The sequence below is a fragment of the Amycolatopsis speibonae genome, from assembly GCF_042647925.1.
GTDB classification, from domain to species: domain Bacteria; phylum Actinomycetota; class Actinomycetes; order Mycobacteriales; family Pseudonocardiaceae; genus Amycolatopsis; species Amycolatopsis speibonae.
In genome coordinates, this window is sequence record NZ_JBHRWK010000059.1 from 25,409 (window position 1) to 43,079 (window position 17,671).

Annotated in this window: 23 protein-coding genes; 5 read left to right on the top strand and 18 right to left on the bottom strand. The window is 65.4% G+C overall.

Features of this window, described 5'->3' with window-relative positions; all coding sequences use genetic code 11:
- Positions 1-52 precede the first annotated feature (52 nt).
- From ACFOSH_RS31485 to ACFOSH_RS31505, 5 genes are all read left to right on the top strand, one after another.
- Positions 53-1,045: a helix-turn-helix transcriptional regulator gene (locus tag ACFOSH_RS31485; RefSeq protein ID WP_378243088.1), complete on the top strand. Its 993-nt coding sequence runs from the start codon at positions 53-55 to the stop codon at positions 1,043-1,045.
- A gap of 73 nt (positions 1,046-1,118) precedes the next feature.
- On the top strand, positions 1,119-1,358 hold the full coding sequence (locus ACFOSH_RS31490) for a hypothetical protein (RefSeq protein ID WP_378243090.1): 240 nt from the start codon (positions 1,119-1,121) through the stop codon (positions 1,356-1,358).
- On the top strand, positions 1,355-1,561 hold the full coding sequence (locus ACFOSH_RS31495; RefSeq protein ID WP_378243092.1) for a hypothetical protein: 207 nt from the start codon (positions 1,355-1,357) through the stop codon (positions 1,559-1,561). The genes ACFOSH_RS31490 and ACFOSH_RS31495 overlap by 4 nt, the downstream gene beginning before the upstream one ends.
- Before the next feature lie 240 nt (positions 1,562-1,801).
- A complete protein-coding gene (locus ACFOSH_RS31500) occupies positions 1,802-2,044 on the top strand; it encodes a hypothetical protein (protein ID WP_378243094.1) in 243 nt (80 codons plus the stop codon).
- 89 nt (positions 2,045-2,133) lie between these two features.
- Positions 2,134-2,604: a hypothetical protein gene (locus ACFOSH_RS31505; RefSeq protein ID WP_378243096.1), complete on the top strand. Its 471-nt coding sequence runs from the start codon at positions 2,134-2,136 to the stop codon at positions 2,602-2,604.
- A gap of 103 nt (positions 2,605-2,707) precedes the next feature.
- Here the strand turns inward: ACFOSH_RS31505 and ACFOSH_RS31510 are convergent, their stop codons facing one another.
- The 18 genes from ACFOSH_RS31510 to ACFOSH_RS31595 form a co-directional block, all read right to left on the bottom strand.
- Positions 2,708-3,049: a hypothetical protein gene (locus ACFOSH_RS31510; protein WP_378243098.1), complete on the bottom strand. Its 342-nt coding sequence runs from the start codon at positions 3,047-3,049 to the stop codon at positions 2,708-2,710.
- A 12-nt stretch (positions 3,050-3,061) separates the two neighbouring features.
- Positions 3,062-4,003 (bottom strand): glycoside hydrolase family 25 protein, encoded by a 942-nt coding sequence (locus ACFOSH_RS31515; RefSeq protein WP_378243100.1) that lies wholly within the window; start codon positions 4,001-4,003, stop codon positions 3,062-3,064.
- Positions 4,003-4,347 (bottom strand): hypothetical protein, encoded by a 345-nt coding sequence (locus ACFOSH_RS31520; RefSeq protein WP_378243102.1) that lies wholly within the window; start codon positions 4,345-4,347, stop codon positions 4,003-4,005. Before ACFOSH_RS31520 ends, ACFOSH_RS31515 begins: the two co-directional genes overlap by 1 nt.
- Complete coding sequence (locus ACFOSH_RS31525) at positions 4,344-4,757, bottom strand: hypothetical protein (protein WP_378243104.1); 414 nt, start codon at positions 4,755-4,757, stop codon at positions 4,344-4,346. The genes ACFOSH_RS31520 and ACFOSH_RS31525 overlap by 4 nt, the downstream gene beginning before the upstream one ends.
- A gap of 41 nt (positions 4,758-4,798) precedes the next feature.
- Entirely contained in the window at positions 4,799-5,713 is a 915-nt protein-coding gene (locus ACFOSH_RS31530) for a hypothetical protein (protein WP_378243106.1), read from the bottom strand.
- Position 5,714: 1 nt separating this feature from the next.
- A complete protein-coding gene (locus tag ACFOSH_RS31535; RefSeq protein ID WP_378243108.1) occupies positions 5,715-6,878 on the bottom strand; it encodes a siphovirus ReqiPepy6 Gp37-like family protein in 1,164 nt (387 codons plus the stop codon).
- The gene (locus tag ACFOSH_RS31540; protein ID WP_378243110.1) at positions 6,875-7,729 is read right to left on the bottom strand and encodes a phage distal tail protein; all 855 of its coding nucleotides are present in this window, start codon (positions 7,727-7,729) and stop codon (positions 6,875-6,877) included. Before ACFOSH_RS31540 ends, ACFOSH_RS31535 begins: the two co-directional genes overlap by 4 nt.
- Positions 7,726-11,715 (bottom strand): aggregation-promoting factor C-terminal-like domain-containing protein, encoded by a 3,990-nt coding sequence (locus ACFOSH_RS31545; RefSeq protein ID WP_378243112.1) that lies wholly within the window; start codon positions 11,713-11,715, stop codon positions 7,726-7,728. Before ACFOSH_RS31545 ends, ACFOSH_RS31540 begins: the two co-directional genes overlap by 4 nt.
- Before the next feature lie 106 nt (positions 11,716-11,821).
- Positions 11,822-12,274 (bottom strand): hypothetical protein, encoded by a 453-nt coding sequence (locus ACFOSH_RS31550; protein WP_378243114.1) that lies wholly within the window; start codon positions 12,272-12,274, stop codon positions 11,822-11,824.
- The gene (locus ACFOSH_RS31555; protein WP_378243116.1) at positions 12,207-12,758 is read right to left on the bottom strand and encodes a hypothetical protein; all 552 of its coding nucleotides are present in this window, start codon (positions 12,756-12,758) and stop codon (positions 12,207-12,209) included. Before ACFOSH_RS31555 ends, ACFOSH_RS31550 begins: the two co-directional genes overlap by 68 nt.
- Complete coding sequence (locus ACFOSH_RS31560) at positions 12,758-13,786, bottom strand: phage tail tube protein (RefSeq protein WP_378243118.1); 1,029 nt, start codon at positions 13,784-13,786, stop codon at positions 12,758-12,760. The genes ACFOSH_RS31555 and ACFOSH_RS31560 overlap by 1 nt, the downstream gene beginning before the upstream one ends.
- Before the next feature lies 1 nt (position 13,787).
- On the bottom strand, positions 13,788-14,036 hold the full coding sequence (locus ACFOSH_RS31565) for a hypothetical protein (protein WP_378243120.1): 249 nt from the start codon (positions 14,034-14,036) through the stop codon (positions 13,788-13,790).
- A gap of 11 nt (positions 14,037-14,047) precedes the next feature.
- Positions 14,048-14,509, bottom strand: a complete 462-nt coding sequence (locus ACFOSH_RS31570) for a hypothetical protein (protein ID WP_378243121.1) — start codon at positions 14,507-14,509, stop codon at positions 14,048-14,050.
- Positions 14,506-15,327: a hypothetical protein gene (locus ACFOSH_RS31575; RefSeq protein WP_378243123.1), complete on the bottom strand. Its 822-nt coding sequence runs from the start codon at positions 15,325-15,327 to the stop codon at positions 14,506-14,508. The genes ACFOSH_RS31570 and ACFOSH_RS31575 overlap by 4 nt, the downstream gene beginning before the upstream one ends.
- Positions 15,327-15,674 carry a hypothetical protein gene (locus ACFOSH_RS31580; RefSeq protein WP_378243125.1) on the bottom strand — a complete coding sequence of 116 codons (348 nt, stop codon included), beginning with the start codon at positions 15,672-15,674 and terminating at the stop codon, positions 15,327-15,329. The genes ACFOSH_RS31575 and ACFOSH_RS31580 overlap by 1 nt, the downstream gene beginning before the upstream one ends.
- A 1-nt stretch (position 15,675) precedes the next feature.
- Positions 15,676-15,933, bottom strand: a complete 258-nt coding sequence (locus tag ACFOSH_RS31585) for a hypothetical protein (protein ID WP_378243127.1) — start codon at positions 15,931-15,933, stop codon at positions 15,676-15,678.
- 622 nt (positions 15,934-16,555) lie between these two features.
- Positions 16,556-17,023, bottom strand: a complete 468-nt coding sequence (locus tag ACFOSH_RS31590; RefSeq protein ID WP_378243129.1) for a hypothetical protein — start codon at positions 17,021-17,023, stop codon at positions 16,556-16,558.
- Between the two features lie 15 nt (positions 17,024-17,038).
- A complete protein-coding gene (locus ACFOSH_RS31595) occupies positions 17,039-17,650 on the bottom strand; it encodes a hypothetical protein (RefSeq protein WP_378243131.1) in 612 nt (203 codons plus the stop codon).
- Positions 17,651-17,671: the final 21 nt, after the last annotated feature.

Sequence of the window (17,671 nt, forward strand, 5' to 3'; positions counted from 1 at the left end):
CCGGGTAGCTCCCGGGGGCACCGCGGGGAGCACTCCGCGAACTGAGGTAGCCATGGCCGAAACCTTCGGCGACGCGCTGCGCCGTCTCCGCACGGCAGCAGGTCTGTCGCAAAGCCGACTCGCACGAGACGTCCCCGTGCACACGTCGAACATCTCCCGCTACGAATCCGGGCAGCAGCACCCCGAGGAATCCATCGCCGCCCGGCTCGACACCCTCCTCCGTGCAGACGGGGAACTCCTCGCCTGCTGGACACCGCTCGACCCCGGGTCACTGAACGCCGACCAGCGGGACCGCATCGCCTACAGCATCCGCTTCCCCGGCCGGATCGACGCCGCCGCCATCCACGCCCTAGCCGAGAGCCTCACCGCGCAACGCCGACTCGACGACATCCTCGGCCCGGCCCCACTCATCCCGGCCTCGCTCGCGCAAGCCGAGATGGTCACCAGGCTCCTGAAGGAAGTGAACGGCCCCCACCGGCAGAAGCTTGCCAGCGTCGCCTCCGAGCACGTCCAGTTCGCTGGCTGGCTACACGCCGAGGCTCGCCAGGACGTCCGCGCCGTGCGGCTACTGGACGAGGCCGAAGAGCTCGCCGACGACGCGGCGGATGGGACCCTCGCGGCGCAGGCCCTGAATTTCCGGGGCTACCTGGCCCGCCAACAGGGGCGGCCTCGTGCCATGATCCGGGGCTTCCTCACCGCCTACAACACCCCTGGCGCGCACGTGTCGCAGCGGATCGGGGACGCGATCCAAGCCGCGCAGGGTTACGCACAGATCGCCGAGAACGACGCCGCGCTACGACTCTTGGACACTGCGGACGACATGATCGACGAGGCGGGGCGCGACGAGCCTCCCGCCACCGCGTATTGGCTGACGCCCACGTTCCACCGGCTCAACTCCGGTCTCGCACATCTCGCCCTAGGCGACTACCCGGCGGCTATCGATCATCTTGAGACCGGGCTGGGGAACTTACCTGAGGATCAGCAGGGCGCGGAGTGGGCGCAGGAGTACCGCGACGGTCTTGAGCAGGCTAAAGCCGCCAGCTGAATAACCTGTGCGCAAACCTGTGCGCACAGCTCAACCCCTTCACGCCCGGTAGTCACGGGTCGATCCTCGGAGCATGGCTGACGAGAAAATGCGGGTGGTGTGGGCCATCCCGACGATCAACACCGACGGTGAGCCGACTCGCGTGTACGTCGGCCAGGTCGAGTATGAGGGCAAGCTCGAAACCGCTGTCCGGATTGACGGTGGCCCCACCGCGTTGATCCCCGTCAACCAGGTTGTCGGTGATCTGCTAGCCGCGATCCGCCAGACCGCGCTGAAGACGTACGAAGAGAACGTGCGTGGCGAGCAGTCATGACCATCGTGAAGGAGCGGAAACCACCGGTCGTGCGGACTACCGTCGCCCCAGGCTTGGAGCGTCGGCGGGCCAGCGATGAAGAACAAGCAGGATGGACCGAAGAGCAACGCAAGGTGTACGAGTGCATGCACTGCCACACGGCGTACAAGCCGGGAAGCGGTGGCGCGCACATCTGCGAACACTGGCACGAGGGCCTGACCTGATGTTCCGTAACAGCGGTCCCGACGACGATCCCCCACGCGTTCCTGGCGTGCGACGGCCCCCGCTACGGCGCCGCCAGGAACCAGAACCGCCGCCCGAGGAGGTGGGCTCCAGCCGTGACGCAGACACGACCGAAGCCCAGCTCCTGCCTGATCTCCCGCCCGCCGTGTCGTTCACCGCCCCTCGGTGAACGGCCCACCCCGAGCGGCGGGCGGGATATCCACCCAAACGAAAGGCTGATCATGGCTATCGACACCAAGTACGGCAGGGTCACCCTGGAGAACGGCACGATCGGCGAAGACGAGCCAGTATTCGTTCTCCGCGGCCAGGACGCACTGGCGCCGGAAGTGCTCGCGGAATACCGGCGGCTGTGCGTCGTGGCGGGCAGCCCTTCGAAGCACCTCGACGGTATCGACGCCGCGACCAGTGCCGTCGTCGAGTGGCAGCAGAACAACCGCACGCAGGTTCCGCAGTCCGCGGGCTGATCGGTCACAGTCCGGTCACAGGGGCAACGGGAACCGTGATCCATACGACCAGATAGGGACAACTTCCCCTCCTCCAAGGGAGAGCCCCGATGCCCACCAGAACCCGAACACTCATGATCGCCGCAGCTGTGGTGATCGCCGCGGCAGGCATCACCGCGGGCTGGTTCATCGCAGGCCGCAACGATCCACAGCCGCCCGCCCCCGTCGCTTCGGGTTCGACCGTATCGACGTTCACCATGCGAGGCGCCTTCACCTTGTTTGTGGCCGGCGCGAAGCTGGCTGAGGGAACACCGTGCAAAGGCACCGGCATGTACGACGACATGCAAGAAGGCACCGCGGTGAAGGTGTTCAACGACGCCGGCGGGCTGCTCGCGACCGGCAGCCTGCGCCGCGGGGTGTTCGTCGCTCCTCAAGGGGCAACGGCCTGCAAGTTTGAGTTCTCCGTTGCCGGTGTGCCGGAGGGCCCGTTGAAGTACGGGGTCGCGATCGGCGGTCACGGGGCGAAGCCAGTCACGTCTGAGCTGGCGCGGTCGTGGGTGTTCTTCTCTGACGGCCCCTGATTCTGGGCATACGAAAAGGGCCCCGTCGTCCTCGGTGGACGTACCGAGGACGACGGGGCCTGTTGGCCACCGGGGACGGTGGTGGCCGCTTGGGGGATGTAGGTCAGGTGGCGTTGGGTGGCACGGGTGCGACGACCTGGGTGCGGACGAACGCCGCCACGACCGCGGTGACGAGCGTCGACACCGCAAGCTGGGTGTTGGTGCCGACGTCCAGGCCGAGGGCCATCAGGAGCGAGAACCCGGCCTGCGCGAACCCGAGGAGCGCGGGAAGGATCTTGTCCTGCGCGACCTGGAACGCGGTCCACACACCGAACACGGCTGCGATGACGGCGGTGGCGGCGCCCTGGAGTTCGGGGGTGAGGTTGAGGCCGAACGTGGCGAGGACCTGCAGGACGGCGGAGAAAAGGGCCAGCACGACGGCGGGCTCACGACCGAAGATCTTCATTGGGGAGTGTCCTTACTCCGCCATCCGGCGGGCGGCGTCGTCGTTGATGGCCTTGGCGAGCTTGGCGCCGTCGAGTTTCTCGACGACCTTGGCGGCAAGCTGGTCGTAGTCGAGCGTGACGGGCACGGGGGCACCGATTGCCGCCTTGATGTCCGTCAACGGGGGCAGGTTCACGACGGCCTTCTCGCCCTCGAACCCGGGCTTGCCCGCAAGCCCGCGCGCGGACATGTAGACCTCGGCGAGGATGTCCTTCACAGGCACTTCGCGCCCGTCCCACCATTTGACCTTCGTGTCCAGGAATTCCTGTGGGGTCATGTCGTCCTCCTGTCCTTGGCCGCCGAGGAGGGCGGCGAGTTCTGCGCGTGTCCCGCGGAATGCGTTCGCGTCGAGTGGCTGGTGCCCCGCGATGCGGGACGAGCTGGTGAACTGGAGGACTGCGACCGGCAGGCCGCCGTAGCCGTTCCAGTAGTGCGCGGGTACGTTGGCCCACTCATCGGCGAGGGTGCCGACGATGTTGTCGGGGTAGCGGCTCGACCACAGTGGCGGTAAGCCGCCGAGAGACGGGGACCCAAGTTCTCGCCAGTACCAGACCGGCAGGTACAGCAGGGGCACCCGGTATCCCGCCGCGCGGAGACCGTTGATCAGGTCCCGGGTCAGTGCGAGGCTGCCCGATCCGGCCTCGACATCGGGGATGACCGGGACGTCGCGGGGGACGACAGCCTTGACTCGTTCGACGTGGGCCGCGGCGGACACTCCGGCGCGCTGGTAGATGTAGGCGGCGACCAGGAGACCGGCCGCGCGTGCCTCGGCGAGGTTCGCCGCGAACTCGCTGTCGGTGAACGTCGCTCCCTCGGTGGCTTTGAGGAACACGAACTCGCAGCCGTCACGACGGCACTGGGCGAGATCCAGGGCGAGGTCTTGGTGGTGGCTGATGTCCAGCCCGAATGTGATCACTACGTCCCCTTGTTCCCGAAGCCGGTGACGCGCCTGTACTCAGCCTCGTAGTAGTCCGCACGCCGTTGCGTGTCGACGAGCTTCTGGTTCAGGTCGTCAGCCAGGAGGTGGGCCTCGGCAAGTTGCCGGGTAAGCTCCTTGACCTCGGAGCGAAGTTTTTTCGCGTCACCCTCGGCCTCTTCCAGCTCTTCCTTGACTGCTTTCACCAGACCTGTTGCTGTTTCCGTCAGCACCTTCACGGAGTCGGTATTAAGCCGTCGGTTCTTCGCCCGGACCTGGATCAGCGACACGATCCAGCCCGCGCCCCCCAGAAGACTGATAAGTGAAAGAACGAGCTGGTTCATTCCGCCCCCCGCTCTCTCAGTTCTTCAGCGGCCTCGCGGAACGCTTTGTTGATCTGGTGCATGCGCGCGATAGACGCTGCAGCGAAGGCTAGAAAGAACACGGCACTGGTTGCGCCACGCACACCGACGGCCATGAATATCAGACCCGTGTAGGTGACGAACAGGATCACCAGCAGCGCTAATCCGGCGCGCTCGATAAGCGGGCCAACTCCACGCTTGGTGAGGATTCCGTACAGGCTCATCGCCCCACCGACCACCAGCCCGATGCCGATGTATAGCACCATCCACACAGGAATTGTGCGCCCGACTACGGTCATGTACGAGGTGAACAGGATGGTGACGCCGCCAACGATCGCTGCGAGCATGAACATAACTTCGAACGGCCCTGGAGTGCTGCGAAGAATGATCATTGTCTCCTCTTCCGCGCCCTCTTGCGTAGACGGTTTCAATCTCAGGGGCCCAGCCAGAAGAGCTGGATCCGGGTGCCTTCGTTGAACGAGCTTGTCCCGAGCAGCGTGATGCTCGAACCGGAGGTTTGCTGCGCCCACGCCTCGACGATCTCGCCGGCGGTGAACCGGTCGATCGCGACGATGTTCTGCCCGGTCCCGGAGTCCGGTGCCGCGGGCTGGGAAATGTAGGCGAGCTTCACCGAGTTCGCCGCGCCGCCGTTGGCGCGCTGCAGCCAGATCCTCCGAGACCCAGCGGTGGAGGGGTTGTCCCAGTAGCAGTTGAGAACCATCATCCACGTGCCTGCCCGGTTGAGCTGCCACTCCCGGATGGACGGCCGCCCGACAACGGACGAGGGGAACTGTTCGACGTCGAAGTCGATGCGTGCACCGCTGCCGCCGGTGGTGATGGTCTGGTAGCTGGAGTCGACGGTGTAGGAGCAGGACCCGTCGGTGTAGTCCGGGATTGCCCGCACAGCCCCAGAGGTGATGGTGGAGGCTGCGGCTGGGACGGTGACTTGGGCGAGCTGGATTTCCCACATCGACGAGTTCTGCGTCAGGGTGGGAAAGGTGGAGGATCCGGGGGTTCCGTTGGTGAGGACGTCGACTTCGATGCGGTTGTTGACGTAGTCGTTCCGCAGGATCACCAAGTCACGACGGATGAGGGTGGCGTGTGCGGCGGTGATCGCCACGGTCTTCTGGGTGGTGGATTCACCCCACTGGCCACGGATCCAGCACTCCCCCGTGGGGACTTTCACCTGCATTCCGGAGGAGTCGCCGAACGGCCGGAACTCCCCGCCCACGGACCGGATCACGCCGTCGCCACGGAAGTGCCGGGCGAACCGGCGCCAGCCGTCTTCGGTGACGTTCGATCCGGGGCCAGCGTCGTACGGCATGTAGGACTCGAGGGAGGTGGCCATCTCACACCCTTTCGATGTTGTTGACGCGCCGGTGGAGTTGCCGGTAAGCGCGGAAAAGACGGGGGATGTCGCCGCGTTGCCCGGTTCCCACCGAGGGCGTGATGGTCGTCTTGTCCGGGGTGAGGGAGATCTCGACGTTCCGGATCTGATCGACGATCTGCCCGGACTCCTCGTAAGGGGTCACGGTGTCCTCGAGTTGGACGGTGACGGTGTCGCCGAGGAAGTAGTCCAGGCCGTATCGCATCCCCGGGATTTCGATGGGGGTGAAGGACAGGGCGGCTTGTTCCTGGCCTTGCTCGAGAGCTTCGGTGCCGACCTGGGTGATGGCGGTGGTGTCCGAGGTGGAGCTCTCGTTCGCCAGCGGGCCTTCCTGGCGTCCCCAGGTCGCGATCGACCCGGGGTCCTGGAACTCTTTGATGATCCTGGTGGTTCCGGTACCACTGGCTCCGACGTAGATGTAGTTCGTGGTGGGTGCACGGTTGGAGTACTGGAACGCAAGAAGGTTCCCGAGGTCACGAGAGAACTTGATCTCGCCGGATCGGTTGGTGGGCGCGTACACCTCGAACAGCAGCCCGGTGCCGTTCTGCACGACACGGAACCCGACACCGCCGGTGATGGCCAGGGGTTGGATGAACGCGAGAAGGTCCGAGTCCCATCGTCCTTCACCGCGGACACTCGCCCCGATCACCGGGTCACCACTCAACGTGAGGTCGGATTTCCGTCTCGCCGGAACGGCGCCGGGGCCGAGGTTGACGTTCACGTACTGACGGATCACGGTGGACGCGACACCGGTCCGGACATCGACGGCTTGCGTGTCGTAGGGCGGGGTCGACTGCCCTGGGGATGGGGACACCAATCGGGACAGGAGACACACGTCGTCGGTGGAGCCGGAGATGGCGACGTGGTTGACGGCGAGGTCCCATCGGTGTTCCCACGACAGGGCGGGTCCGGAGAACACGACCTGTTCGGGGCCTTCGTCGTCGCGGGTGACGATGATCCCCGCGCCGGGGGTGGTGAGGTTCGCGGCCTGCAGGGATTTGCGGGACAGCGTCAGCGACCACGAGCCGACGTCGTTGTAGACCGGGGCGAGTTTCGCTTCGGTGTAGTCGTCCAATTCGCCGACGCGGCTGTTGTCCTTGTCGCGGACATAGATTTTCCACGTCACGGCGACAGGTACCTTCGCCGATACGACAGCTGCAGCGAAGACACGCCTGTGGTGACACCAGTCATTTCCAGTCTCACCGCGTTCGTTCCCTCGACCAGTGGCCACAGCGCCGAAGTAGTGGTGAGCCCGGTGAACAGGTTTGTGCCGTCGTTCTTGGTGACGGTTTTCCTGCCCTTCCGGGTGTCGATGCTGATGGACTCCCCCAACCCGAGACTCGACGACGGCAGCGACAACACTTTCCCGGTGGTGAGGTTCCGCAAGGTAGCCCCACTTCCGGGTCCGTAGATGGTCCACACAGGCCATGCGTCGTCGTCACCGTCGTTGTTCACCGTGGTGTCGACGGCGATCTCCGACGCGGTGAGACGGAGCGGCGGGATCGGGAAGAACGCGGGCGGGTTGCCGATGGCGTAGGTGGTGGTGGTGTCGCTCTGGTCCAGCCAGAAGGGGTCGTTGGCGTGCAGCGTGATCACAGCCTGCTGCATCGTCGGCCCCGACACTTCGGGTTTCTCCTCAAGGCCGAGACCGGAGAGGTAGCGGCACCCGATTTCGCGGGTGTCACCGATCGGTGAGGTAACCCGGATGATCCCCTCACCTTTCTTCGGGTTCATCGCTTTCATGAGGTCCCGAAGGGACTGCCGGAGGGCGGGTTCCCCGTTCTCCACCGTCGTGACCCGGATGGTGAAGTCCTTCGGCTTGAACCGGGTTTCGCGGTGATGGGATCCGTCCTGCTCCGGGACTTCGTCTTCGTCATGCTGGGGTTCCGGCATGAACCGGCCAGTGGCTTCCCAGTCCACATCCAGCAGTGTTTCGACACCGTTGGGATCGATCCATCTGGTGATCTCGGCGGTCACGGCAAAACCCCCGACATCGTCTCCATCTGCTTGAACGTGGCCTCGATCTTGCCCGCGAGCGCACCGTCCTCAAACCGGACGACCCCGTCGATGGAGCCTTGCCGGGCCTCGTACACGGCGGCTTTCAGGTCCTTCCGCAAGTCGCGGATCGCGGTGACGATCCCGTCCTCCTGTGCGGAGGTACGAACGTTCTCCGGTTTGCCGGTGCCGTTATGGACCATGGTGTAGCCCGGCTGAAGAGTGCCGCCGTTGTCATAGGAGCCGTACATTGTGCGCTTCGCCGCATCCACCAGCCCGCCGTCCGCGTACCAGTGCGGCTTCCGGGACAGCCATGCCGCATAGGCCGCGTTCGGCGACCCGTATCGGGCCTTGATGTACCGGCCACCGGCGACGGTCTGCTGAACAGGGTCCGACGTTTTCGGGATCCCGTACCCGCCCCACGTCTTGTCGAGGAACTGGAACATGCCGTACGCGGTCGAGACCTTGTTCTTCACCGTGTTCTGATAACCGGACTCGCCCATGAGGAGGCTATCCGTGGCTGGCCACTGGTCACCCCAGCCGAACATCTCCGCGAAGATCCGGCGCACAATTTCCCGATTCGCCGCCCGATCGCCCGCCAACCCCGACCCTGCGATCGAACTGCCTACAGCGGCCACTGGCGGCGGAACATACTTCGGTAGTAGAGGTGGGTGTTCCCAGCCGAGCACGTCGAGGGCATGCACTGTGGCCTGGTAGCGGCTACCGACATCCGCCAAGCCCAAGTTCGCCGTCGCCAGCCCGACCATACCGCCGCCGGCGAGCCGTGGGGTTGCAGCACCGTCCCAACCCTTCGGGAATTGCTTTCTCCGCACCGCTTCCATAAATCCGACGCCGTAGTGTTCTACTGCGTCGACCGGGTGCACGTACTCCCGGTTGGACAGCCAGGCGGGGATCCTGTCGTCGGTGGGACCGCCGGGTCCGAAGACTTGTCCACCAGCCGCGAACGCTTGCTTCCGACCCGTCAGGCTCGTGGGGGCCTTGATGTCGTCCCACAATCCCTGCGCGTCGATCGACGGCACGGCGGTGACACCGAACTTGAAGTCCGGTGGGATCAACCCCAACTGCCTCAGATACTCCTCAGCCTTATCCTTCGAGATCCCAAACGCGCCAGCGGTCTTCTCGATCAGCTGGTTGTACCTGTCCTGGATGGGGATGTTCTGCCCGTTGATCTGGTTCCACAGGTTCAGCAGGTTCCCGATGTTCCGCTGCCCGGCCGCGGTGTTCAGGTCCAGCGAGCGGGACGCGTTGTCGGTGGCTTCTTTCAGTGCGTCCTTCGCACGCGTGAGATTGCCTGCTGCTCGTTCCGACTGGCGTTGCGCGTCCGCCACACCCTGGTGGGCGCGGGCCTCCGCATACGAGGCGTCCGACACGGCCTGCTTCGCCCGAACCAGGTTCCGGTTCGCCGTGATCACACCGTAGTTGGCGTCGCTGACGGCCTGCTGAGCCTTCTCGACACCTTTCGCGGCGTTCTGCACCGCCTGGTGTGCGTCCCGCACCTGCCGCTCCGCCGCGATCACACCGCGGGAGCCGTTCACGCCGACGCGTTCGGCTTCGGTGAGCTGCTGCCGGACCTTCGCACCGCTGTTGAGGGTGTTGTTCAAGCTGTTCTGCGCCGACCGCAGATCGATCGCGGCCTTAACCTCGTCGAGGTTCTCCGCCGTTACCGGGCCGGCCGCGATCCGCCCTACGTTGGCGGTGGTGATACCGAACCCGGCGGCCTTCTGCTGTGCCTCGAACAGGCGGACCCGCGCAGACTGCTCCGATACGGTCTGGTCCTCCATCTGGAGACGGAGTTCCTTGAGGTCCTGGATCGCCTGCTGCCTGGCGTCGTGCAGCGACCGTTCCGCATCCCGGGCTTGTTCCTGCGATCGGGCGTATGCCTGCTGGGCCGACGCGACACCCTCGACGGCGTCCTTCACCGCCCGCTGTGCGGTCACCACACCTCGCTGGGCGTCCACAACACCCTGCTGGGCCTGCGCCACCGCGCGGGACGCCTGCGCCGCCGAATGCTGCGCGTCCGCCACACCGCGAAGCGACTGCTGATAGGCCGCCGACGCGTCCGCGACACCCTGCTGCGCGGTGGCGACCTGCTTGTCGGCCTGCGCGAATCCATCCGAGATGGTGAGCGTCGCTTTCGCGATGTTCAACTGTGCAGTGAGAAACTTCGCTGCCACGTCCTGAACACTGACCGACGCGTCACCAGAGGCACGTGCGACCCCGTGGAACCCAGCCGACACGGCGTCCAGACTGATGCCGAGACTGCGCGCGATCCGGCCAGCGGCCTGCTGCCCTTCATTCGATGCGGTGAGCTCAGTTGCGTGCTCCTGAAGGGCCTTCTTGTTCTCCTCCGACGACTTCCGTGACTTCTCGAAACCTTCAACGAGCTTGTTCAGAGACAACAGCGCACGATCTGCCGCCTCGCTCGTGGAGTTGCCTGTGGTTACCTGCTCGCCACCAGCAACAGTGACAATGTCCTGGTTGGCCTTGATGATCCCTTGAAGCTTCGTGCGCAGCCCATCGAGCGCGGGACCGCCCTTAGTCACCGCCGCTGTGATGTCGGACTGCGAGATTCCGAAGTCCTTTGTGGCCTCGACGACCTTCTTGTAGCCCTCTTCGGCCTCCAACGACTTGATGACGCTGGAGTTGATCGCCCCATTCGACGTTTCGAGCGCCGACGTGACTCCGTCCAGATTCCGGGCGAGGTTCGCCGACGAGCTAGACGCTCCATCCTGAGAGCCGGCAAACATCGCCCACAAGGCCGTACCGGCTACCAACGCGATCCCGAGCGGGCCCGCGATAGAAGACGCGGTCGACGCAAAACCCAAGGATGCGGATGCCGCCGATGCGCCAGCAGCCTTGACTGCGGTAGCCGCAGTCGAAGACGTCACCGCGACGCCCTGCATCGACGCCATCATCCCGGCAGCGCGTGCCGACCCGGTTTCCATCGCGACACCCATGGAGAGCGCACCAGCGGCGACCGCACGGATCCCGGCGGAGACTGCCTCGGCGACCTTGAACGCACCCCACATGGCGAGTGCCGCGGCGCCGACCGTGCCGAGCAGGGGGGCAACCGGTCCAAGGATGTCGGTGATGGTGGTGATCGCGGTAGCGGCGGCGTCGAGTGCGCTCGCGAACACCGGCAGCGCCCCGTCGGCGAGCCCTGCGACGGTGTCGGCGACCCCGTCCACGGCGGAGTCGATCTGGCCGGCGTTCTCGGCCCATGCCTCGGCGACATCGTTGACGATCGTGACGACCGCGCCGAGGACAGAGGAGGTGATGTTCCCGAGCGATTGGACGTAGGTGCCGTAGGCCTGGGAGTGCTGGCCCACCGATGACACCGCGGATCCAATCGCGGTACCGAGGGTTCCAGCCGCATTCGCGATCCCAGAGAAGATCGGCAGACTGTTCTGCATCGCGGAGGTGACGCCGGGCATGGCGTTCTGCGCGAAGTCCGTGAGGCCGCGCGTCAGTGCGACGATCGCCGGACCAGTTGCGGCGAAGCCGGCCTGCATTTGCGGGCCGAGCCGGTCGAACGTGGCGCCGATCTGCCGTCCGGCGCCGACGATCTGCGGCACGAGCTGGGCGGTGGCGCGCCCCGTGTCGGCGACCACGTTCTGCCACATTGTGGTGAAGGTGCTCTTCACCTGCTCGTTCGACTTCTGTGCCAGCGCAGCCATGCCGATGAACCCGGCGCCGACACCGCCGACGATCGCCGCGCCCGCCAGCGGCGAGGCAGCGACGATCCCCGCGGCCATGAGCTGGAAACGGGTCGTGAACGAGTCCAGAGCTTTACGGGACTCGTCGGTGCGGACATTGACGTCAGCGGTGACCTGCTTGCCGTCGATCTTGTCGAGTTTGTCCGCGAGTCGTTCAGCCTGTTCGGCGAGCTTGACGAATGTAGTGCCCGCGCGATCCATCGCGACGATGTTGAACGACAGATCCGACATCGTCACCCCTCATTCAGTTTTTCGATGACCATCGCGAAACAGTCAAATTCATAAAGGGTGAGGTTTTGGATCTGCTCAGGCGTCCAACGCTGCCGCAGAGAAATCGCTAGCCAGTACTTTTCGTACCGGCCTTTCGGGTCTTTCCAGACCTCGAGGTAGGGTCCGCGCCGCTACCCTCCTCGGTCGAACCGGGCTCGCCCACATCGCCAGGATCGACCTCCTGGATGACCTCGAACGACATCACGTCGTGCTCCAGCACGTCTTTCCACTGGACCGCTTCCCCGGCCTGCTTGCGGATGACGAACATGAACGCAGCGATGGCCAGTGGGTCGAGCCTGTCGATTGCTGGCCACAGATCGACAGGTGCGACGTGGGCCTTCTCCTGGATGAAGATCGCGTCCTTGGCCTTCAGCGCCCAGTCGTAGACGTACTCGACGTCGTCGATCTTGAACCTCATCGGTTTACGGTCCGGCATGATGTCCCCTTTTTGTTCAGCCTTCGATTTCTCGCGCTGTTTCGTCCATTGCTTCCAACACGGCTTGCCGGAACTTCGGCGCACGCCGCATGATCGTGCGCCCGAAGTACGGGCCACCCTTCTGAGACACCCAATGTGAGGTGTCACCGAACACCGGGTGCCGCCAGCCCTTCGCCGAGTCCAGGTGGCGAGGGAGGTTCTTCTGATCCGGCGGGAGGCGGGCGCTGTTGATGACGATCCGCACGCCCTTGGCGGTGATCTGCAGGCGGGTCGCGGCAGCGATCGAGTCCCGAAGGCCTGCCGAGCGACGTGCCGCGGATCGCTTCGCGCGTTCCGTCGATGCGCGGGACACGTTGAAGTTCCGGCGCTGGGCAGCACCGCCGCCGTGCGAAGTCACGGTCAATCCCCGCACAGCGGTCCGCACCTCATCCACCACCGGGCGCCCCGCGTCGGCGATCTTCCCGCGCAACCGCTTCCGCAGTTGCTTGCCCTTTGGCCCGTTTGCCTTCAGGCGCTTCGCCAGGTCCCGGTACTGATCGACGCCCTCGACAGAGAGCGAGATCCTCATCAGACCGCCGTGGCCTCAGTGGACACGATCTTGACCTGGATGACCGGGTTGACCTCGTCCGAGTAGGCCTCGAAATCCGTGGACATCTGCACGATGTCCGGGCCGGTCACCTGCGGGGTGGCCTTCTTGAACTTCACCATTGGCAGGATCACCGAGAACAGGTACGAGTTGGCGCCGCCGATCACCGCACCGGTGAGGTCGAACTGCAGACACGTCGGGGTGCCAGCCGAGTACACGTCGTAGAACTCGGTCTTGTTGAACTCAGCGCCCAGCTTCCCGGTGATCGTGGGGGTCGCGTTCTGCAACTGCTCGGCCTTCAGCCCGGCGTTGCCGATGCCGTACCGGTCGTCTGCCATCGGGTTCGCGCCGGCGATGGAGATGTCCTTGATGATCGTGGTGGGCGCGACACCGCCGGTGATCGTGGTTTCCCCCGACGCGGTGGCCGCGGTACCGCCGAGCTTCAGCGATGCCTGCCGGAACGTGAACACCGTCGCGCCCGTCAGGTAGCTCGGGGTGGCCAGGGCGGTGGCGGTGGACTCGGACTTGCCGTCGATGGTGAACTTCAGCTTCGGGGTGGCGTTGTCCTTGAGGGACAGTTCCCACTTCGGGATCTTGCAGCCCGCGTAGGTGAACGGGATGACCGTCCCGTTGGGCTGCGGACGTCCGACCTGCGCGGTGAGACCGAGACCCACGAAGCCACCCGGGACGTGGATCTGTTTGTACGCCGAGCCCGCGATCAGCGTGGTGGTCGCCGTGGTGGAACCGAGCGCGTTCCTCATGAACATTCCCATGCCGAGCGTCACCAGGTCCAGTTCGAAATCCCCCTGGACCGAGTACCGCGATGGCTGCGCCCGCCCGCCACGCTTGTGGTAGACGCCGGGGCGGAGCGCCGTCGGCTCCAGCCACGTCGTGTCCAGAGAGACACCCTCGGAGTTGAACTCCGGGAACCTCGTCACGGTGACCGCGGTGCCCCACGTGGTTTCCTGCGCGAAACCGATCTGTCCGTCAAGACCGGAACCAGTGGCCATGTCAGTTCTCCTTCACAGGCGCGGCCTTGGCCGGCTTGGTGTCTTCGACGAGCTCCCACTGGGACTTCGCCCACGCGCGGGCGTCGTCCCCTTCTCCGACGATCCAGGCGTCCTCCGCCGGCTGCTCCTTGGCGAGTTCCCCGGGAACGAGGATCTTCTGGCCGGGGTCGACGTGGAACTGCTCGTCCCCCTCCTTCCGCGAGAAGAGGTCGATCGGATCGTGGCCTTCACGCAACTGGAACCTGGGCATGGAGTTCTCCCTTAAACGCGGGTCTTGAGGTGGATCGAGAACAAGACACGGGCCTGCATTCCGGCAGGCCCGGTTTCCTGGTAGAAGTCGCCCGGCACCAGTTCGGCGACCACCGGGGGCGGAAGCCCGACCGAGGGGTCCGCCCTGAGAACTTGCCCCACGGCCTCGATAATCGAGTACGCCGCGTCCCGGGTGGGTTTCCACGCCGTGTCGGCGTTTCCGGTCAGGACAACCACCGAGCAAGTGATCTGCAGGTCCTCGTTGCGTGCGTTCCTGCCGATCCCTGCCCATTCCTGTTGCGCGGAGACCGCCAGCTCCTCAGAATCCTCGTACTGGCCGTCGAATCCGATGTAGACGGCGTTGGTGTAGTCGCCGGAGATGATGGGACCGTCCCACACCTGCAGGTCCGGCTGCGCGGTCGTGAGAGCGGCGATGATCGCGTCGATCGCTTCAGGTATCCGGGACTCAGTCATGCGATCCCCGGAAGTCCGCCGCCGAGCAACTCCAGCGCGCGATTGGGGATGGCATAGCCCTTACCGCTATATCCGCCCGCGTTGGACATCATGGAGTCGGGGAGGCCGACCCGTGGCCCGCCGGCGTTGCCGCGTTGGGTTTCCCACAGGTGCTGCACGATGATCCGCGCGGCTAGCCCGTATTCCTCGGGAACGATGGTCATGCCCGCGGTGTAGATGGCGGCGACGTGCCCGTACGGGTTGACACCGTGCGGGGTGGTGACCACACCGGCGGGTGTGACGTGCAGATCGTTGACGTTCCACGTGTGGGTGCCGTCCACCAGCGACAGGGCGGTCACCGCGATCACCGGGGTCCAGTTCAGCACCAGTAGGCCATGGCCGATCTGGTGTTCCTCGCTGTAGGTGCGTTTCACCACGGCCTGACCGAGGTGGCGTTCGATCACACCGGTCGCGGACTCCAGGTAGGTGCGGAGTTCCTCGTCGGAGACGTCGTTGGTGATGTTGGTCTGGTCCTTGATGTCTTGCAAGGACACCAGGTACGGCACGTCGGCCGGACGGACGTCGAACACCTCGACGTGCGCGCCCGCCCCGGTCCCTGTCCCGACCCAGCGCGCCGAGTGGCGCCCCGACTGCACGGTTTGGTAGTCGTAGACGTACTTTCCGGTGGGGGACGGCGGGTTCGTCACGCCCGGGGCCACCGTAGAGCCGTCCGGCAAGGTGATCGTCAAAACGACGGTGTCCGCGTTCACCAGGCCACCCGATCCGGGTGCCGTGTTGGTCCACGACAGGCGATACCGGTCCCCGACGTCGATCGCCATCAGAGATCCACCACCGTCACTGTGCCGTAGACCGCGGTCTTCCGCAGACCACTGGACAGCACATCAACCCGCCACCACCCCTGCGTGGTGGTGATGTTCGCCGCGGGGATCGATACCGTGGCTTTCCCGTTCGCCGCGTCAGTGATCGTGACACCGGTGGTGGCGGTGGAGCCCTTCCACGCCGCGGCGTCGTTGTCCGCGGAGGCTTTGGTGGGCTTCAGGTATGCCTCGACGGTCTTCCCTGTGAGGTCGAGGGTCGTGCCGTCCGTGGGGACGTTGGTGGTGATCGTGACCTTAACGTTCTCGTCGTTGTTCTCGTTCAGCGTGATCGGCTGGTTCGTGGCCATGTCACCTCCCGCAGTTCGTTGCTGTTCCGCCGTACAGGTCGATCCCGACCGTGGCGCTGTAGGCGTCGACCACTGCAGCAGCCGACAACGCGTCCACTGCGGATGTGGCCGCGTATGCATTGACCGTCGCGGTGGTTGCGAAGTCCTGGCACACGAATCCCGGATCGAGCACTGCCACGGTCGCGGGTGGGACGGTGAGGTATTCGCCGCGGCGGGTGATGACCAGGCGTCGCGTGGGCTGTCGCAGCATCTTCGGCACTAACGGTGCCGTGCCCGCAACCGCTGGGCGTGACGGGACGAGCAGGAACTCGCCACGCCGGATCAACGTCGACCGCGCTACTCGCCCGCGCCGGAACGGCGGAACCAACGACCCCGATGTTCCTGGAGACTGCGCGGGCGGTACGGGTTGGAACTCGCCTCGCCTGACGTGGACGACTGGGCGGCGGCGCGGTTCGATCCGGTCGGGAACCAGCGGCCCGGTTCCAGCTTGAACTGGTGTCGGAGGCACCGCCTGGAACTCGCCGCGGCGTACCGACGGTACCGGTCGTCGGCGAGTCGTCAGCCTGCCCGGTGCCAGTGGATCGGGCACGGCAGTCGCAACACTGGGCGGGACGGTGAACACCTGACCGCGCCGGCGCGAAGGCCATGTCCGCGTTGAGCGAGCCACGAACTCCGGCGGGACAACGGAAAGCGTTCCTGGAACGGTCTGGAACCGTCCGCGCCGCTGAACCGGTGCCGGACGTCGTTTGCGGGCCAGGAACTCCAGAGGCCGCCCGGGAACCGGTCCGGGGACCGGCCAGGGTGGGTCGAACCGCCGCTGGCGGCGCGCGAATGGAATCCGCCAACGACGGGACATGATCTACCTCCAGGCTAGAAGTAGGTCACTCCTCGAACTCGACCGAGATCACGTAGCTGTGCGTGGAGGGCAGCGCGTTGTCCCGGTTGATGAACACCAGGCCGTTCGCGGTCCCCGAGGCCACAGCGAACTCTTCGAGCATCTCCCACGGCAGGTCCACACCGGACTGCGAGTTGAACGACACGCGGAACGCGTCGTCCGCGGTCAAGGTGGGCGGGGTCGCGTAGGTGGTTTTGAACGTCGACCCGGCAGCCGCCGAAGATGGGTCCAGTTTGTTCGGGGTCATGCCGCCGCCGGGCGTGGTGCCTGCGGTGGTGACGCGGTTGATACCGACCGTCAGCTGCTGGCTGGTGGGGGTGGAGGTTCCGGCCACGACACCGATGGTGACGCGGCGGAGTTTGAACCCGTTGTTCGCCGACGACTGTAGCCACGCGAATCCGGTGTCAACGGCCAGCGCCGCCGACGACTTTGCCTGCGCCGAGTAACGCGCCATGGGTCAACCCTCATTTCAGTGGAAACTGCCGTAGGACGAGATGGTGTAGATCGGTACGGATGGAGCAGCACCGCCGGTGTCGGGTTTCACCGCGATCAGCGCCGCCAGCGACAAGGTGGAGGCGGACAAGGTGCTACCGGAGGCGCTGAGACTCCCTGTGGAACCTGGGATCCAGTAGTTGGTGTGCAGGTAGTTCGAGTCCTGCACTTCAGTGAACGAGGTGGGCGGTGTGGTGGTGGCGCTGTTCTCGTTGGACACGAAATGCGTCAGGAACGCCAGAGTCGCCGTGGTCACCGACGTGGTCGGAACCGAGGTACCGGAGGCGGAGGTGGCGGTGTTACTGGCCTCGATCGGATCCCCGGAGGACAGCGCGCCGGAGATGAGGATGCAGTGCCCCAGCGACCACTGTGATCCCGTCCAAGACGACGTGTAGTTTCCCGTGTCGGCGGCGGTAAGACGCTTCCACGCGATGTTCAGCTTCGAGGAGCCAGACACCAAACTGACGATCTGAGTGAACCCTGACGCCCACGTAATCGCCGGGTTGGTCGACTCCCACCGCTCGATCCCCTGCACTGCAACGTGGCCCGCTGCCGCACCCGTCGGTACTGGAACGTTGATGGTGGACACGAACGCGTCCCCTGCCCCCGT

Coding starts and splice junctions, on each gene's coding strand:
- ACFOSH_RS31485 (WP_378243088.1), top strand. CDS start 53: ATGGCCGAAACCTTCGGCGACGCGCTGCGCCGTCTCCGCACGGCAGCA.
- ACFOSH_RS31490 (WP_378243090.1), top strand. CDS start 1,119: ATGGCTGACGAGAAAATGCGGGTGGTGTGGGCCATCCCGACGATCAAC.
- ACFOSH_RS31495 (WP_378243092.1), top strand. CDS start 1,355: ATGACCATCGTGAAGGAGCGGAAACCACCGGTCGTGCGGACTACCGTC.
- ACFOSH_RS31500 (WP_378243094.1), top strand. CDS start 1,802: ATGGCTATCGACACCAAGTACGGCAGGGTCACCCTGGAGAACGGCACG.
- ACFOSH_RS31505 (WP_378243096.1), top strand. CDS start 2,134: ATGCCCACCAGAACCCGAACACTCATGATCGCCGCAGCTGTGGTGATC.
- ACFOSH_RS31510 (WP_378243098.1), bottom strand. CDS start 3,049: ATGAAGATCTTCGGTCGTGAGCCCGCCGTCGTGCTGGCCCTTTTCTCC.
- ACFOSH_RS31520 (WP_378243102.1), bottom strand. CDS start 4,347: ATGAACCAGCTCGTTCTTTCACTTATCAGTCTTCTGGGGGGCGCGGGC.
- ACFOSH_RS31525 (WP_378243104.1), bottom strand. CDS start 4,757: ATGATCATTCTTCGCAGCACTCCAGGGCCGTTCGAAGTTATGTTCATG.
- ACFOSH_RS31530 (WP_378243106.1), bottom strand. CDS start 5,713: ATGGCCACCTCCCTCGAGTCCTACATGCCGTACGACGCTGGCCCCGGA.
- ACFOSH_RS31545 (WP_378243112.1), bottom strand. CDS start 11,715: ATGTCGGATCTGTCGTTCAACATCGTCGCGATGGATCGCGCGGGCACT.
- ACFOSH_RS31555 (WP_378243116.1), bottom strand. CDS start 12,758: ATGAGGATCTCGCTCTCTGTCGAGGGCGTCGATCAGTACCGGGACCTG.
- ACFOSH_RS31560 (WP_378243118.1), bottom strand. CDS start 13,786: ATGGCCACTGGTTCCGGTCTTGACGGACAGATCGGTTTCGCGCAGGAA.
- ACFOSH_RS31565 (WP_378243120.1), bottom strand. CDS start 14,036: ATGCCCAGGTTCCAGTTGCGTGAAGGCCACGATCCGATCGACCTCTTC.
- ACFOSH_RS31570 (WP_378243121.1), bottom strand. CDS start 14,509: ATGACTGAGTCCCGGATACCTGAAGCGATCGACGCGATCATCGCCGCT.
- ACFOSH_RS31575 (WP_378243123.1), bottom strand. CDS start 15,327: ATGGCGATCGACGTCGGGGACCGGTATCGCCTGTCGTGGACCAACACG.
- ACFOSH_RS31580 (WP_378243125.1), bottom strand. CDS start 15,674: ATGGCCACGAACCAGCCGATCACGCTGAACGAGAACAACGACGAGAAC.
- ACFOSH_RS31590 (WP_378243129.1), bottom strand. CDS start 17,023: ATGGCGCGTTACTCGGCGCAGGCAAAGTCGTCGGCGGCGCTGGCCGTT.